The following is a 17645-nucleotide window of genomic DNA, read 5'->3' on the forward strand; positions in this document are numbered from 1 at the left end:
AAAGTAAAGATGAAGGGGTGGTAATGATGGTTAAACGAAAAGATTTAGATCAAAAAAGTAATTTGACGACTACTCAGGAAGTGCTTTATTCTAGCGAATTCAAACGTGCGGATAAAGCAGGAGGATATACTGATGGCAACCGTAGACGGAAATAAGATCGGGACCAACAACATAGAAATTCTATATATAAGTGGTATGTAATTCTGATTATCGCAAATAATAAATTTGTGATAATTTAAATCACTAAAATACCTAAAGGAGGTTTGCGCTATGGGACGTGACGATCGACGTAAAGCACGTGATAAAAATAAACAAAAACTTCCCCAAGTACCTAAAAATATGAAATCTGATGGTATGGACGTAGAATTTTCTACCGAAATGGCCGACAACAATGACAGAGAAGCAATGGCTCGATCTAAAGCTGCAGATAATCGTGCAAAGAAAAAATAAATAATAACGAGAGAGCTACAATATGCTCTCTCATTATTTTATTGGTCACTATTGAATTATAGCTGCACGCATTTTTTTAAAAATTCCTTTTCCCCTTAGATTGTTCATTGTTGCAGGTACCAGGATCCTGTCTACTCCATAGTACGCTGTTCCTTTTGCGACAAACAGTAGGATAACTGCAACGATTAAAAGAATTGGATTTGTGCTGATTGTACCTGCTAATAAAAAGTTTAAGTTCATAAACGCTCCAGCAATTAATGCAGGAATTGTGAGTGCTCCGATGATTAAACCGACACCAACTAGGATTTCTCCCCATGGAATTAATATATTTATCAATTTAACATTTGGTATTGCAAATGTTTCAACAAATCCAGCGTACCATCCTTGAACGATCGGTGCCTCTCCACCTGCTTTGGCAATTGTACCAGTGAGGAATCCTGTGGCATCAAACGTACCAACCTTTCCTAAGCCCGCTTGGAGCCACTGAACACCTAACCAAATTCTTAATGCTCCCCATATCATTGCTACCCAGCGATTTTCATACCATTTTGTCATTTCACTCACTCCTTCTTCTACCTTCAATAACTTGTGAAATAATTCACATTTATAGCTAAAAAAATATAAGTGCTTAAAGTTAATTGTGATTAATTTCACAATGTATCTACATTCTTAATATACTATGTTTTTTACCTTTTGACAAGACATTTAAGATTGTTTCACATCTTTGCCTTATACATTTTTATATGCAAAAACTCCCCACCACTACTAATGTAGGTAAGGAGTTTTCATCATACACTAAAATTTATTTCTATCTTCGTCAAATAATCCAGCCAATGCTGCATTTCTTCAAATCTTTCCTTGTCTTTATGCCATTGGATCGATGTTAATGTATGAGCTATTACATACCATTTCATACGTATTTCTAGGTTTTCGGATAGCTCTCGGCCATACATTGCTAACCAGCGAGCCCACTCATTGCGAGGGATATACCAATACAGCAATAAACCAAGATCTAAGGCAGGATCTGCAATTGTTGCCCCATCCCAATCGATCAAATAAAGATCATCCGTGTCAGTCAATAACCAATTATTGTGATTCACATCGCCATGGCAAACCGCCCATTCATCACAGGTAATATTCCCTATTTCTTTTTCTAAAAAATCTAGCGATGATTGAACAACTATTTTTGACTTTAATTCATCGTCTAAACTTGAGTTCACGTCCTCCAACATGTGAGCTGGAAAAGTTGGAGCTTTCCCCATTCTTTTTAACATCTTTAATAAAGGCAAGGATTCATGGATCTTTTTTAATAACGTTGCTGCCCTTTCCTCTGCCATATCTTTCGGTTTAAACTCTCGGCCATTTACACATTGCTGAGCAGTGATTACATCGCCATTTTCCATTCGTTTCGTCCATATTAATTTTGGAACGATTCCTTCCGCTGATAAAACTGCAAGAAAAGGAGATGAATTTCGCTTCAAAAATAACTTTTCATTATCATTTGTTGCAAAAAAAGCTTCTCCTGTCGCTCCGCCAGCAGGAATGATATCCCATTCCTGCCCAAATAAATGTTTCACCGTTATTCACCTTCATTATGTCAACGGAGACAGCACTCCGAATCATCATCTTAAAAGAAAAAAAGACAGCTATTGATACAAAGTAAATAACAATAGCCACCCTTCGTTAAATTTTATCTCTAATCTACTTTTTCCGTCAAGTCAGATTTAAAGAAATTATTGTTTTTTCGAAGAAACTTGTAGAATTATGTTATTTTCCCTCAGAAACTGCTACTGAGCTTTGAATTAATTTCCATTTTCTCGCACTCATTTTTACATGTATCGGTGTGTGACCAATATTTTCTCCATCTGCATGTAACAGAATGGGGCGGTCAACATCGATTTTAATATCTGTTCCTTTATATTCAGTTACTTCCTTAAAATTTAAATGCTTTCCGGAAAAAACACTCATAAAAACAAACAGTAACTTCCACCTTGATAATTGATGAACAACAACAATACTAAATGCCCCATCTTTTGGGTCTGCAAGGGGAGCAATTTGCATACCTCCCCCGTAGTAAGGTTGGTTTGATATAGTGATAAACCATGTTTTTTCAAAAGTATATTTCTTCTGATCAATAGTAAGCTCAAGCATATTTGGCTTATAATGAAATAATTCTGCTATTAAATATATGGCATATATTATATTACCGAGTGAGAAGTAGTTCAACCACTTCTTTAAAGGAGACTTATTAGCTTTATAAACAATAGAAGCGTCAAACCCTGCTCCTAAACTATTTACAAAATATCCATTTTGTTCGTCATTCCCTTGATAAAAGCCAATATCAAATTGATGACTAATATTATTTACTTCACGTAGAATTATTTCTAGACAAGCTTCTGGATTTCTTGGAAGCTCAAAGCCTTTTGCAAAATCATTACCAGAACCTGTAGGAATATATCCAAATGTAATATGACTATATTGTAACGCGCCATTCAATACTTCATGAATAGTACCATCACCACCTACCGCAATAATGATGAGTGGATCGTTTGTACTTTCTGCAGCTTGCTTTGCAAGTAAAGTGGCGTGTCCTTTTTTTTCAGTAAAATAAACATCGTGGGGTATATCATCTAATTTCCTCTCGATATTATACCAAATTTTTCGGCTAAAGCCATTTTTTGCTTCGCGATTTACGATAAATATTAATTTTTTTACTATTTCAAAACTATTAATCTTATTCACTTGTTAATCTCTATTCCAATCTGGTCGTCGAAAAGACGTAGTTTGACAGTATTCCAATAATGCTTTAGCAGCACGGAGTTGCATCATCTTTAATGGCGAGCCTGATGTTCTCATTTTCTGAAACCATTCTTCATATGAACGTTTATCTAGCATCGTTAAATCATTTGGCGCATCGGGGTAGTCCAAATAACCATTGCGGGAGATTACTGCTTTTCGAATCGGCAATTCCACTTCATACAAAGAAAATATCTGTTTAATTATTTTTTCCGTTCGGCTCGCTGATAATCCAGGATTCAATATTTTAGCTTCTTTGCCACCAGATCGTTTTATCCAAAAATGATCTGGTGAACCTGTATAAGCCGCATTTTCCTCCATTTCTATAAAAGCACAACACCAAATTTCGGTTGGAGTCAGTATAAGTACCTCCACCTCGACTGGAGCTTTTTTCAATAGAAATATTGGTTCGTACAGAAGAAAATATGTATCTGGAAAACGTTGCAAGAAATGGCTTAGTCGTTCATCATTATAATATGTGGAATCTACGAATGATTTTTCGGCTATTGTGGAGCTTGCCCAATTAATTTGAAAGCGTAGAAGTTGATCTAGAAATGCTTGCTTTAATTCTGTTTCAGTTTTTGCTTGTAATGGTAATGTATATGAAAATGCAAATTGCCCCTCTTCTTCAGCTCCAGCTTCAACTTTTTGAATGGGTACTGCTAGTTCTTCAGACAAATTTTCAGCTTCAGGCTGAAATAAACCTTTCATTTTCTCGATAAAACTTTGTTTGGTTTGGTTCTCTTCTTCAACATGATTGATTGCTAGGAATGCTGGATTTTCCCAAGTATTTCTCATCTTTTCCCATTGCTGTTTTTTTAAGCGAACAAATTGTGTGGGATATCGCGTTAAGTCATTCTCATAGCGAGAGATATAATCTTGTAATTTTATTAACTGTGCCATAGGCCGTGACCTTCCTTTATATTCATGGTAGAAACTTGAACGATTTTACTTTTTCATATTTAGGTGTGTTATGTGGATGTGTTCGAAATAATGCTACTTCTGAAGCCTCATACTCTATGTTAAAAAGATCCTTTTTAAGTACCGTATTTTCTAGAGTAAAATCGTCAGATCCTATCCATTTTCGCGCTAGTGTAATATGGGGGATAAAAGGTCGCTCATCAAGCTTAAACTTCGCCTGTGTACAAGCGAGCGATACTCGTTTTTGTACCTCATCGAGAGGATTAGACTCCTTTGTTCCCATCCATAATATCCTTGGAGTTTTAGGGAGACCAAAAACGCCTACTTTACTTAACTCAAATGAAAATGTAAAAATACTTGCCAATGCATTTTCACTTAATTTACAAGCTTCATGAAGTTGTTCTTCATTTGCCTGACCAAGGAAAGCCAGTGTAATATGATAGTCTTTAGGGTGCACCCAATTTTTGAATGCTAAATTAACTCTCATTTCTTTGCTTACGTCTTGTAATTTTCCCTTCAAGTCATTCGAAAGGGAGAGTGCAAAAAAGTAATGGGACATAATTCATATACTCCTTACATTAATGTATTATAATGTACCGATGAAATGTTTGCTATCACTAAAACGCTAACGGTGTAAAGAGAGTATACTTGCTGTGGATTCAGTGCAGGTAGTACTAACCTATGTTTTATAATGTTCCTTACATTCTTAAAAAGCTTCAATAGGTTTTATAATTCCCTACTGAAGCCAAATAAACACAGGTTATTTGCTGAATGCTGATCATTTTTCCATCTTTTTAATTTCCTCTAAAAATAATGATTGGAGTTTCCTTGTAATTTGTCCTGGCTTTCCATCGCTAAACAATTTACCATCCACACGAATGACAGGCATTACCTCAGAAGTAGTACTTGAAATAAACACTTCATCCGCCGCAAGCAATTCATCAACTGTAAATACTTCTTCATAAAACGGAATTTGATTTTCATCGCACAAACGTGCAATGACTTGACGTGTAATTCCATTTAATATTAAGTTTGTCGCAGGATGTGTTTTCACTTTACCATCTTTGATGATATAAGCATTGGAGGAAGAACCTTCAGTTACTGTGCCATCACGATGAAGAATGGATTCATAACATCCTTTCTCTGTTGCTTGCTGCTTAGCTAGTAAATTGGGCAATAAATTTAAGCTTTTAATATCACAACGAAGCCAACGGATATCGTCAGCAACGATTGCTTCTACGCCATTTTCAAGTGCAGATTCCGGTCTTTCTACTACCTTCGTATAAGCGGTTAACACAGGTTTAGTCTCGGCGCTCGGGAAAACATGATTTCTTGGCGAGGCTCCTCTTGTGATCTGCATATAGATAGAGCCATTATTTACTTTATTTTCGTTGATTAACTGTTTAATTAATCTAAGTAATTGCTCTTTTGGGAATGGTACAACGATCTTTATTTTTTCTGCACTACTAAAAAATCGAGTTAGATGTTCCTCTGCTGTAAATAATTGCCCATCGTAAATACGAATCACTTCATATACGCCATCACCGAATTGATAACCACGATCTTCAATATCAATTTGCACTTTATTTTTATCCATAATTTGATCATTGTAAATAATTTTCACCATATTACTATCCCCTTAGTTGAGATTTTACTTATCATTTCCTCGTGCGAGTTCATAAATAGCCTGGGCGTAAATTGCTGTTGCTCTAAATAAATCATCTAGCTCCATATATTCGTCCTTTTGATGGGCCACATCTGGTCTCCCTGGAAACAAGGCACCGAATGCTACTCCAGATTTTAATGAACGTGCATATGTGCCTCCTCCAATCGATAAGAGCTTTGCTTCCTTGTGTGTTTGTTGTTCATACACATTTTGGAGAATTTGAATAAGCTCGTTATCCTTTGACACATGATGGGGCTGCGAATTGGTGAAATTAGCTATCGTAAATTCTGCTTGATTAGCTACTTCCGTTAATGTTTTCATTCCATCATTCAGTTTAAAAGTGACAGGATAACGCATATTCAAACCAAACCGGCCACCATCTTGTTCATTATAAGACATAACACCAACATTAATTGTGAGTTCTCCTGTAATGTCATCCTCATACTGCACACCTAATTTGCGGCCACGAGAATCTCCGAAAAAGAAGTCTACTGCACTACTTACAAATAATTTCCCTAATGAATCTAGTTCAAAACTAGATAGAAAATTCGCTAGTAAAAGGCCAGCATTTTTTCCTTTATCAGGCTCCATGCCATGCGCTGACACACCTTCAAGCTCCAGAATCATATAACCACTTTCAATATAATATCTCCCTTTTAATTCTTGGGCCTCTATAAAATCATTAAAATGTTGCATTAATTCGGTATGATCCTTTTGTACATCCATAACTGCTTTAGCATAATCAGGGACCATATTGTATCGTCTGCCTGCATTAAACGATAATAATGTAATACTCGTATTATTCCCTTCCTTTTTACTCACTGTTTGCACGAGGTCAAAGTCGGCAATCCCTTTCTCTGCATTAATGATAGGAAAATCTGCATCAGGTGCGAAACCCATCTCTGGCATTTCTTCCTCTTGAAAATATCGATCAACACAACGCCATTCACTCTCTTCGTCCGTGCCGATAATCATCCTAATTCTTTTTTCTAGTGGAAGCCCAAGCTCTTGCACAATTTTCATTGCATAATACGCGGCCAAAGTAGGACCTTTATCATCAATTGCACCTCTTGCATAAATTCTTCCATCTTTAATCTCTCCACCATATGGGTCAACAGTCCATCCATCTCCTTCGGGCACAACATCTACATGGCATAAAACACCAATAAGCTCTTCCCCTGTTCCCATTTCAACATGTCCTGCTATATTAGCTACATTTTTAGTAGTAAAACCATCCTTTTCACCTAGCTCTAAAAGGTAATCTAGTGCCGCTCTTACTTCTAAACCAAGCGGTGCTTCTTCGGTACCGTGTTGATCATCAAGCACGCTTCTAATTTTCAACAACCCTTTTAAATCTGCAATTAAATTATCTTTTCTTTTTTCCACTTCTGCTTTCCAATCAATGTTAGCCATCATCTCTAGCTCCTTTGACTAATAAACTTATTCAAGGTTGTTCAAAAAGCCGGTAAAAATAACACATCGAATTTCTTAGTCCTTTTTATCCTACTTTTTGGACATGCACTATTTGTTTCTATTGTACCGCTTTTACCTCATTCATAAAAAGGAAAAAAGACTCGAAATCCATATTCTAATAATAAGAGCACAAATAATAACAACGATAAACGGAATAGAGAGTATTATTGTTACAGCTCTTTTCCCATGTAAATAACCATCATCTCCCACATATTTTTTTGTGAATGGATGCTCACCAATCAACTTATTCCATACATTACCAATCCAACTAATTAAAAATATATAGCCGAAACAAATAATCGTAATTTTAAACCAAATTGGCGGAATCGCGATAATAGCTGCAGCCGTTATACCTGTTATTTTTAAAAAACCAAGAATATATTCTGAGTTTCTTGTCGTTGCTTTTATAAATAATTCAAGAAATCCTTTTGTAGATGTTCTTTCTTTAAATATTCGATTTGATCTTGAGTAAAGACGTGGTTTTCTCCTTGTCAAGGTGGGTTTAGACAATTTCTCCATGTCCATTGACATCCCTAATATTAGGGTTATATATTTTATTTTTTCCATTTCATCAATGACTAGATCCCGCTCAAACGTTCTAATGGATGTGAAGCGCTTTTTAATTAACTTCAAGGTAACAAGCACGTTTAACATGATTATACTCATCATAAAGAAAGTATTTTCCATAGTAAATGCTCTATAACTTACATACCAAATAATAAATGCCATGATGGCGAGTGGCATACTTCTAAATATATTCCTCCAACCTTTTACAAGAATATTCATCTTTCCTTTTACAGCCATGACGAGCCATTTTAACGAGACCCACATTAAATGAAAAAGAATGAGACCTACAATACTCATTTCAAAATGTTTTATCCAAAAGGGAGAAATGACAAAAGCCAGAAACATCGCTGATAGTAATTCAAGTATGGAAGTATAAATAATACCACCTTGTTTTAATCCTAGTAGCAAGCTCTCATTTTTCATTAAGAAGATGCCATCAGCTTCCCTTACAAAAGTATGAAAATGTCCGTTCCATAAAAAGAAAAAGAAAAGAACAAACAATATTTCATATGGGATCCCTTCTATCCAATAAGGTATATCCACCCACCATGAACGATAAACGGCAGCCCCAATCACAATTGCAGGAATGACGAGATAAACCATGATTGTCCAATCACTTACCGCTTTAAAAAGTCCGTATTGAAACCTCCAATTTTGTTGTATCCTTGCAAATAGTAAACTAAAACTATTCATCTCTGCCATCCTCATCAGCAATACAGGAATATAGACTTCCGTCTTCTGCATTACATGATGTTAATACCTCTGATAAAGTCCCTTTTGCTTTCATCGTGCCTTTTTCAATAATCACAAACGAATCGCATATTCGTTGTGCCGTATCCAAAATATGCGTACACATTAATATTCCTGTTCCTTTAGCTTTCTCTTCCTCAAGCATTTCAAGGAGTAGTCGTGTCGCTCCTGGATCAAGACCCATGAATGGCTCATCAATAATTAATAGATCCGGCTTCGTAAACAAAGCGAGCGCTATCATGCCTTTTTGCTGCATTCCTTTAGAAAAAGTACTAGGAAATTCATGAATATTTTTTAACAAACGAATTTTTTTTAATATGTCCTTTGCGTAGAGCAAGCTTGATTCATTTAATTTTTCCACAGCTGCCACAAACTCAAAATGCTCCCATAGCGTCAACTCATGATAATAGACTGGACGTTCGGGTATGTATGAATATGTACTCCCTTTCTTTCTCTTTACTTTGCCTTCAACAAATGGCAGTTGGCTGAGGATCGCTTTAATTGTTGTACTTTTACCAGCTCCATTTGAACCGATCATGCCTACAAGCTCTGATGAATGAATAAAAAAATGAACATCAGACACTGCCGCTTTTCCCAATTCATAACCAGCATTTTTTAAATCAACATCAAGTAAAGTCAATGGCACATCTCCATTTCTATATTTAATTAACATTTATACGTTTATTATTCATGAAAGTTCCATTCAAGAGGCTAATTATGATCATTTAGCGAACATTAATAAAGTTGTCATTCGGAATCACACGCTATTGATTCACTTTACATGCTGTAAGTGCTTTAATAGATGAGTATCTATTTATTGATAAGGAGATGTCCGCAGGCTGTGTTGCACTATCGACAATATAAATCTGATCCTGCTAATCCATGGGTTACATTAATCCACGGAGCTGGCGGAAGCTCAAGTATTTGGTATAAACAAATAAAAGAATACCGTAAAAGTTTTAACGTATTAAGCATTGACCTTAGAGGTCATGGACGATCTAGAAAAGGATTATGGAAAAAGGATGATTCCTTTGTAGAAGTAACCGCTGATGTCATCCGCGTATTGGATTATTTGCAAATTAAAAAAAGTCACTTTATCGGCATATCCCTTGGTACAATTGTTATTCAAACCCTTGTTCAAGAATACCCCGATCGAGTAACCTCTCAAATTTTGGGTGGAGCAGTGATCAAGCTAGATATCCGTACTAAATTGCTTATCGGAATAGCTAATGCTGTTAAACATATCGTACCATATATGTATTTATATAAGCTGTATGCTTGGATTTTGATGCCTCATTCTAATCATAATGAATCAAGATTAGCTTTTATTAATCAAGCAAAGAAAATGTGCCAGAAAGAATTTATCAAATGGTTTGCTTTAACAAAATCTATAAATCCCTACTTACGTTCGCTTCAGTTACAAGCAAACAATGTACCTACGTTGTTTGTTATGGGAGAAGAGGATTATTTATTTCTCTCACCTGTGAAAGAACTTGTACATAAGCAGCCCGATTTAAACCTAATTACGATTAAAGATTCTGGCCATGTGTGTAATATTGACCAGCCGGAAACTTTTAATGAAGTTACCATACAGTTTATTCATCAAATTCATGAATTACTATTAGGTCAAGAAAAAGTACAAGTGTCTAGCTAATTTAGATTAATTGAAGAATACAGATCAGCCAATCGGATTGAATACCGATTGGCCTTTTTCCATTTAAATATCCGAATATTTCCTATTTCCTTTTAATCATAAATACGTTATAATGGAATTGTCTGTTAATTCACATTTAAATATTGAAAAGGAGTTGTCCTCAGGGAAGAAAAACGAACTGGAAAGGCCATCAAGATTTATAGGCCTCAAAGCCGTCTGCAGCCTCTGCCAAAGGAATTAAAGATGAGGGAGTGGTTTTTTGAAACCTTCAACAAATAGAATGCTTACCCGAATTAAAGATATTTATATATTCATCAAAGATAATGGCACCGTTACAACTCGGGAGCTTGCAGATGAATTCGGAAGCACTCCTCGCACCATTCAACGAGACTTGAATGTGTTAGAATACAATGACCTAATCAGCAGCCCACGTCGTGGGAAATGGACAACAACTCAGAAAAAAGTCAAGTTAACATCATAAAATTAGTAAAAGAGCTATCCAAAAGGATAGCTCTTTTACTGTAGACAAACTCGAAACGGGACGTCTACAGCTTTTTATTTTCTCGTTGGATAGAACAGTTTTTCCGAAGCTTACCGCTTTCCGCAGGGCAAGCGGTAAGCTTCTTCAATTTTTTTCTAATTACTTATTCATTTTTTACTTAAGTTAGACTAATCTTAAGGTGATAGAGAATAGCTCATCGTGTTTCCTTTATCGCGTACACATAAAGGTTCCCCAACTAAAACCGCCACTTCCTGTGGCAACGTAAAGGCACCCACATCCTATGGGCGCAGTTTGTACGTCGATGAACGGGTGCCTTTCGCTTTTGTTGTTGTCTAGCTACAGCGCCTATCGACTAGCAGACTTCAGGGCTTCTCCCTACGATAAGTCAACATCGATTCGCCTGCGGCTTATCGTGTTTCCTTTATCTCGTACGAGCGCCCTTCCACTCTGTACGTCGATGAACAAGGCGCTTTCGCTTTTCTTCTTGTCTAGCTACTGGCACCAACGACTAGCAAACTTCACGATTATTCCTACGATAAGTCAACATCGATTCGCCTGCGGCTTATCGTGTTTCCTTTATCTCGTCAGATTCCTTCCAGTTTTTACGTCGCTGAACGGGTGCCTTCGCTTTTCTTGTTACACTGGTTTGATTTTCCATATGTCTGTTGCGTATTCTTGAATTGTTCTGTCGCTTGAGAATTTTCCGGAATAGGCGATATTTGTTACACTCATGTTTAGCCAGGTTAATCGATCTCTATATGCACGTTCCACTAGTTCATGAGTTTCCAAATAAGGTTCAAAGTCTTTTAGTACGAAATATGGATCATTATGGTACAGTATATTATAATAAATATCTTTGAACTCTATTTCATGTGAGCCGAATTCACCTTGATTTAATTGATCCAATATCCGTTTCACTCTGTCATCCGTATTATAAATATCAGTCGCATTATAACCACCATGGTGATAATAATCTAATACTTCATCTGCGGTTAAGCCAAAAATAAACATGTTTTGGTCACCGACTAAATCATTAATTTCAATATTTGCTCCATCTAACGTACCAACAGTAATAGCCCCATTCATCATCATTTTCATATTTCCTGTACCTGATGCTTCTTTACTAGCAGTTGAAATCTGCTCACTAATATCGGCAGCTGGGATAATCTTTTCTGCGAGGCTGACATTATAATTTTCTAAAAAAATTACTTTTAATTTCCCTTGAATATCCGAATCATAATTCACAATCGATGCAACCGTGTGGATAAGTTTAATGACTTCTTTAGCTAAATGATAACTCGGAGCAGCTTTGGCTGCAAAAATAAATGTGCGAGGTGTAATATCCAGGTTGGGATGTTCCTTCAGTTCATTGTACAGATAAATAATGTGAAAAATATTTAGCAATTGTCGTTTGTATTCATGAAGCCGTTTAATTTGTACATCAAAAATGGATTGATCATCAACTAAAATACCAGTCCGTTCATGAATGATATTTGCTAATCGTATCTTATTTTCACGTTTCACTTGATCGACTTTTTCTAAAAATGATGTATCCTTCGAATATTTTAATAAACTAATGAGTTGTTTCGGGCGCTGCACCCACTTTGGTCCAATTACATCTGTGATTAGGTTAGATAGTTTGGGATTTACTTGCAATAACCAACGTCGATGGGTAATCCCATTTGTTTTATTATTAAAACGATCAGGAAAAAGTGTATAAAAATGTTTCATCTCTTTTTTCTTTAAAATCTCAGTATGAATGCGTGCGACACCATTTACGCTAAAGCTGCCAACTATTGAAAGACGCGCCATGTGAATTTGTTCATGAGCAATAATCGCTAACTCAGGAATTTGCTCTCTTAACTCCTCATGATCAAACCAAATCCCTTTACAAAATCGTTCGTTTATCTCATCTATAATCATATAAATGCGCGGAAGCAGATGTTGCATCATGCCTTTTGGCCATGTTTCAAGTGCTTCGCTTAATGTAGTATGATTTGTGTAGGCTATAACCTTTGTCGTCACTTCCCATGCGCTTTCCCAACTAAAGTGCTCCTCATCCAAGAGGATACGCATAAGTTCTGGAATCGCAAGACTTGGATGCGTGTCATTAATTTGAATTACAACTTTTTCCGATAAATGACTTAATGATAATTTTTGATTCCGCTTAAAGTTTTTTATAATGTTTTGAATACTTGATGAAACAAGAAAATATTGCTGTTTTAAACGTAGTTCTTTTCCTTCATGACTTGAATCGTCCGGATATAAAAATCCAGTAATTTGTTCGATCGAATGTTGATGGTCAAGGTCATGATAATACTGGGAACCATCTCCTGTTAAGTCCTCCTCTTGATAAACTGATTCTGCACTCCAAAGGCGGAGTGTGTTAATCACATCATTTTGATATCCAACTACTGGAATATCATAAGGTACTGCCATGACTTTATCAGTATTTTTATATTTGAATTCGAGACTTCCATCGTTCTTTTTGAACATATGTACGTCCCCATGAAAATGAATACATACGGCTTCATCTTCTTTCCTTGATTCCCAAGGATAACGATTTTTCAACCAATAATCTGGTAACTCTAATTGATTTCCATGAATAATTCGCTGCTCAAATAAACCATAGCGATACCTGATCCCATATCCATGACCAGCATAATAAAGAGATGATAGTGAATCTAAAAAACAAGCGGCCAACCGGCCTAACCCACCGTTCCCCAAACCAGCATCATGTTCTTGAGCATATATTTTCTCGGGTTTAAAACCAAGCATTTCTAACGCTTGATTTGATTGTTCAAGCAAACCGCAATTAAGTAGATTGCTCTCAAGCAAGCTACCTACTAAAAACTCCATCGATAAATAATACACTTGTTTACAGTTTTTCTCTTTATATTTTTGTTGAGTAGCATGCCATTGTGGCAGAATTTCCTCATTTACAATCGAGGAAATAATATAATATATATCATTCTCACATGCCTCGTGTATATCTTTTACATAATCTGATTTTAATTTATCGATGATCCGTTCTTTAAATTCATTTACAGTTAACTTGGGCAAAGACAATCATCCCCTATGCGTATATTGGAATTATTTGCTCATACATATTGGCATATTCCCGTGCGGAATCTTTCCAACTAAATTGACCTTTGTTAATATTTTTCAATAGTAACATCCATTGTTGACGATCATGATATATCTTTAATGTATATCGCAAAACTGTCAAAAGATCATGGGCATTGTAATTCGCAAAGCTAAATCCGTTTCCATCGCTTGTTATTTCGTTATATGGAAAAACTGTATCTTTTAAACCACCGGTTTCGCGTACAATTGGAACTGTCTTATATTGCAGGGCGATTAGTTGCGCTAACCCACAAGGTTCGAACTTAGACGGCATCACAAAGAAATCCGCACTTGCATAAAGTTGCCGTGCTAACCCTTCATCGAATGTTAACAATGTAGCTAGTTTGTCTGGATATCGATGGGCGGCATCAGCAAAATATCTTTCAAATTCTTCATCACCTGTTCCTAATATAACCATTTGAACATCTTCTTGTAGAAACTCATCTAAAATATGCTGGACTAGATGTAATCCTTTTTGTTCAACAAGACGGGTAATAATAATATACAACGGTTTTTCACCATCGATCGGCAATCCAACCTTTTCCTGTATCTCCATTTTATTTGCCTTTTTGCTTGCTCTAGAAGAACGATAATTTACAGGAAGCGATGGATCAGTCAAAGGATTATAATCCTTTGTATCAATGCCATTTAGCACTCCTACTAAATCATCTGATCTTTCTATTAGAAGCGGGTGTAGGCTCTCACTATAATATGGATCTTTTATTTCTTCTGCATAACTAGGACTAACTGTTGTAATTTTATCCGCATGAAACAATGCGCTTTTCAGGCAGTTCAACATTCCGTTCCATTCCATACCACTTATATGCTCTACAGGTAATTGAAAGAAATCATCAAATGTTCCTAATGGCATGATCCCTTGATATTTAATATTGTGAATCGTAATTACAGTTTTCATATCTTCTACTGGATTCATTATTTTAGCCAAAGCTACAGCCATTCCTGCTTGCCAATCGTGAGCATGTAACACATCTGGTTTATAGTCAAGTTGTGCTATTGCTTCTATTACTGCCTGGCAAAAAAATACAAACCGCTCTCCGTCATCGTAATACCCATATACGCCTTTACGGGTGAAATAATATTCATTAGAAATGAAGTAGTAAACCACTTGATTATATTCAAGCGCATAAATACTCGCTTCCTGTTTGCGCCATCCTAATGGTACATCGAATGTGGCAAGATACTTCATCTGCCCTCTCCATTCTTCTGATATTTCATCATAAAGTGGCAAAATTACGCGAACTTCCATACCTTCATTTTGTTTTAATGCCTGTGGAAGAGATCCAATCACATCCGCTAGTCCTCCCGTTTTAACGAATGGTGTACATTCCGAGGCTACAAATAATATATTTTTCATATGTGATCTCTCCTTCTCTTCATTTTCCATCTGTGCAAGGCAATCAGATGAGATTGCCACAACTTGGGATAAAATTGCTAAAAAACTTACCTATTATCGTTACATGACTTGCCTTTTTGCAATTACATACGGTTTATCCTGTGACCCTATTAATTTTTGATTTGCTGTCACATGCACATCTTTATCTAAAATTACATTTTCTAAATACACACCTTCTTCAATCGTGCAACGCTGCATAATGATTGAATTTTTTATCATAGCCCCCTCTTTTACTGTCACACCACGAAATAATATGCTCCCTTCTACATCTCCATCGACAACACATCCATTTGCAAGAATAGACTTTTTGACACTAGCTTCGTACCTATGTTTAGCTGGGGGCTGATTTCCAATTTTTGTTCGAATAAAAGGTGGCTTGTAAAACAGATCCTGATAATTCTCTTCCGTTAATAGATTCATATTATGTCGATAATAACTTTCAATCGAATTAACAAAAGCGCTGTAACCATTATATTGGTAATTTTGAATTTTTAAGTTAGATTGTCTCTCTTTGATGCCATGAATAAAAAAATGATCTTGGTGATGGGCGATACATTGATCAACCAGTTCCATTAAAACTTCTTTTTTAATAATATATACTCCTGTAAATAATTGGTGGTTTCTCTTATCATTTGTAATATCCTTCACCCAACCATCCTTATCTTCTTCGATGCGAAAATTAGGATCATGTTCCGACTTTAATTCCTTGACACGAGCAGAAATGAGAGTTATGTCTGCATTTCGCTCAAGGTGAAACTTAAATGCATCTTGATAATCAGTATTTGCTATAAATTGACTACCACTAACTAGCACGTGTGAAGACTTCCCTCTATGAAAATAATCCCTGTTATTATGAAAAAACTGTAAATCCCCTTTAGAAATATCTGACGGATCATTCCAATCGGGAGGTAAAATAAACAAACCACCATTTCTCCGATCTAATTCCCAACTTTCCCCTGTTCCAAGATGATCCATTAATGAACGATATTTATTACGAGTGAAAATGGCAACTTCCTCAATATTCGATGTGACCATGTTTGATAACGTAAAATCAATCATTCGATAGCGACCTGCAAAAGGAATAGAAGCACCGTTGCGAAAATATGTTAATTCATGAAAAAAATGATGCTCATGTTCCAAATTTATAAGACCCATCATTGTATTCATCCGACTTCCCCTCCTGTTAACAATACCATCTGATTTAGTTTTTCTTGATCAATAACAAGTGGCTCTTTAGCCAAATCAACCTTAATATGGGTCCCTGCAGGAATCTCTGTATTTTCCATCACAATCACTCGCTCCAATACAGAGTTACTACCTACCTTTACTCCCGGATGTAAAATGGATTGATTAATAATAGAACCACGTTGAATAACTACATTTTCAAATAGCACGGAGCTTTCAACGGTTCCAGAAACCCAGCAACCAGAATTAATTAATGAATGCTTTACCACTGCTGTTTCACCGAGATATTGTGGCGGTAAATTGGATTCATTAGAGTATATCCTCCAGTTATGATCGTTTAAAGAAAGACTCCAATCTTCATCCAACAAATCCATGTTAGCTTCCCAGTAACTTTGAACCGTGCCAACATCCTTCCAATAACCTTCGAAACGATATGCAAACAGGCGAAGATCATCACCTAGCATGGCAGGAATAATATCCTTTCCAAAATCATGGGTAGAAAAGCTAAGCGCAGCATCTTCGATTAAATATGATTTTAAAGCTGTCCATGTGAAGATATAAATACCCATTGAAGCTAAATTACTTTTAGGCTTTTTCGGTTTTTCATCAAACTCATAGATTCTCAGATCATCGGTCGTATTCAAGATCCCAAATCGTGACGCTTCATCCCAAGCTACAGGGATAACAGAAATAGTTGCATCTGCTTTTGTTTGTTTATGTTGATCCAATAATTTTGTATAATCCATTTGATAAATATGATCACCCGAAATAACGAGTATATATTCCGGATTATACTGATCAATATAGTGAATATTTTGATAGATTGCGTCAGCCGTCCCTGAATACCAGTTTCCACCGTTTTTGGCTGTATAAGGCGATAGTATCGACACACCATCATTTTCTCGATCCAAATCCCACGGTTTTCCATTACCAATATGAGTATTTAATTCAAGTGGGGAATATTGAGTCATGACCCCCAGCGTATGAATGCCCGAATTTGTGCAGTTACTTAAAGTAAAGTCTATAATGCGGTATTTTCCTCCAAAAGGCACCGCCGGTTTTGCCAAGTTTTTCGTTAAAGCACCTAATCGTTTACCTTCCCCTCCAGCTAACAGCATACCTACGCACTCTTTCATTCAAT

At 36.2% G+C, this 17645-nt stretch carries 17 protein-coding genes; 4 read left to right on the forward strand and 13 right to left on the reverse strand.

Features of this window, described 5'->3' with window-relative positions:
* Window positions 1-23 precede the first annotated feature (23 nt).
* Window positions 24-155 (forward strand): YfhE family protein, encoded by a 132-nt coding sequence (locus BLE01S_RS20560; protein WP_420812671.1) that lies wholly within the window; start codon window positions 24-26, stop codon window positions 153-155.
* Between the two features lie 115 nt (window positions 156-270).
* Window positions 271-450, forward strand: coding sequence for a YfhD family protein (locus tag BLE01S_RS17755; RefSeq protein WP_066145490.1), 180 nt, complete (start codon window positions 271-273; stop codon window positions 448-450).
* 48 nt (window positions 451-498) lie between these two features.
* Here the strand turns inward: BLE01S_RS17755 and BLE01S_RS17760 are convergent, their stop codons facing one another.
* From BLE01S_RS17760 to BLE01S_RS17800, 9 genes are all read right to left on the reverse strand, one after another.
* Window positions 499-1005 (reverse strand): DoxX family protein, encoded by a 507-nt coding sequence (locus BLE01S_RS17760; RefSeq protein WP_066145492.1) that lies wholly within the window; start codon window positions 1003-1005, stop codon window positions 499-501.
* Between the two features lie 233 nt (window positions 1006-1238).
* The gene (locus tag BLE01S_RS17765; RefSeq protein ID WP_066145495.1) at window positions 1239-2027 is read right to left on the reverse strand and encodes a phosphotransferase family protein; all 789 of its coding nucleotides are present in this window, start codon (window positions 2025-2027) and stop codon (window positions 1239-1241) included.
* Between the two features lie 190 nt (window positions 2028-2217).
* Entirely contained in the window at window positions 2218-3192 is a 975-nt protein-coding gene (locus tag BLE01S_RS17770; RefSeq protein WP_082788810.1) for a diacylglycerol/lipid kinase family protein, read from the reverse strand.
* A 3-nt stretch (window positions 3193-3195) separates the two neighbouring features.
* Window positions 3196-4149 (reverse strand): NERD domain-containing protein, encoded by a 954-nt coding sequence (locus BLE01S_RS17775; RefSeq protein WP_066145497.1) that lies wholly within the window; start codon window positions 4147-4149, stop codon window positions 3196-3198.
* Window positions 4150-4171: 22 nt separating this feature from the next.
* Entirely contained in the window at window positions 4172-4726 is a 555-nt protein-coding gene (thpR, locus tag BLE01S_RS17780) for an RNA 2',3'-cyclic phosphodiesterase (RefSeq protein WP_066145500.1), read from the reverse strand.
* A 219-nt stretch (window positions 4727-4945) separates the two neighbouring features.
* Window positions 4946-5794 (reverse strand): D-amino-acid transaminase, encoded by an 849-nt coding sequence (gene dat, locus BLE01S_RS17785; RefSeq protein ID WP_066145503.1) that lies wholly within the window; start codon window positions 5792-5794, stop codon window positions 4946-4948.
* Window positions 5795-5818: 24 nt separating this feature from the next.
* Window positions 5819-7246, reverse strand: a complete 1428-nt coding sequence (gene pepV / locus BLE01S_RS17790) for a dipeptidase PepV (RefSeq protein WP_066145508.1) — start codon at window positions 7244-7246, stop codon at window positions 5819-5821.
* 141 nt (window positions 7247-7387) lie between these two features.
* The gene (locus tag BLE01S_RS17795) at window positions 7388-8566 is read right to left on the reverse strand and encodes an ABC transporter permease (RefSeq protein ID WP_066145509.1); all 1179 of its coding nucleotides are present in this window, start codon (window positions 8564-8566) and stop codon (window positions 7388-7390) included.
* Complete coding sequence (locus tag BLE01S_RS17800) at window positions 8559-9263, reverse strand: ATP-binding cassette domain-containing protein (RefSeq protein ID WP_066145512.1); 705 nt, start codon at window positions 9261-9263, stop codon at window positions 8559-8561. Before BLE01S_RS17800 ends, BLE01S_RS17795 begins: the two co-directional genes overlap by 8 nt.
* 201 nt (window positions 9264-9464) lie before the next feature.
* Between BLE01S_RS17800 and BLE01S_RS17805 the strand changes: the two genes are divergently transcribed.
* Window positions 9465-10277 (forward strand): alpha/beta fold hydrolase, encoded by an 813-nt coding sequence (locus tag BLE01S_RS17805; RefSeq protein WP_066145515.1) that lies wholly within the window; start codon window positions 9465-9467, stop codon window positions 10275-10277.
* A gap of 259 nt (window positions 10278-10536) precedes the next feature.
* The gene (locus tag BLE01S_RS17810; RefSeq protein ID WP_066145518.1) at window positions 10537-10758 is read left to right on the forward strand and encodes a DeoR family transcriptional regulator; all 222 of its coding nucleotides are present in this window, start codon (window positions 10537-10539) and stop codon (window positions 10756-10758) included.
* Window positions 10759-11415: 657 nt separating this feature from the next.
* Here the strand turns inward: BLE01S_RS17810 and BLE01S_RS17815 are convergent.
* The 4 genes from BLE01S_RS17815 to BLE01S_RS17830 form a co-directional block, all read right to left on the reverse strand.
* On the reverse strand, window positions 11416-13842 hold the full coding sequence (locus BLE01S_RS17815) for a glycogen/starch/alpha-glucan phosphorylase (RefSeq protein ID WP_066145522.1): 2427 nt from the start codon (window positions 13840-13842) through the stop codon (window positions 11416-11418).
* A gap of 13 nt (window positions 13843-13855) precedes the next feature.
* A complete protein-coding gene (gene glgA / locus BLE01S_RS17820) occupies window positions 13856-15280 on the reverse strand; it encodes a glycogen synthase GlgA (protein ID WP_066145525.1) in 1425 nt (474 codons plus the stop codon).
* A gap of 99 nt (window positions 15281-15379) precedes the next feature.
* Complete coding sequence (glgD, locus tag BLE01S_RS17825; protein WP_066145528.1) at window positions 15380-16486, reverse strand: glucose-1-phosphate adenylyltransferase subunit GlgD; 1107 nt, start codon at window positions 16484-16486, stop codon at window positions 15380-15382.
* Entirely contained in the window at window positions 16483-17640 is a 1158-nt protein-coding gene (locus tag BLE01S_RS17830) for a glucose-1-phosphate adenylyltransferase (protein ID WP_066145534.1), read from the reverse strand. Before BLE01S_RS17830 ends, glgD begins: the two co-directional genes overlap by 4 nt.
* Window positions 17641-17645 lie beyond the last annotated feature (5 nt).

It is taken from the genome of Lederbergia lenta NBRC 16444 (genome assembly GCF_001591545.1).
Classification (GTDB): Bacteria; Bacillota; Bacilli; order Bacillales; family Bacillaceae_C; genus Lederbergia; species Lederbergia lenta.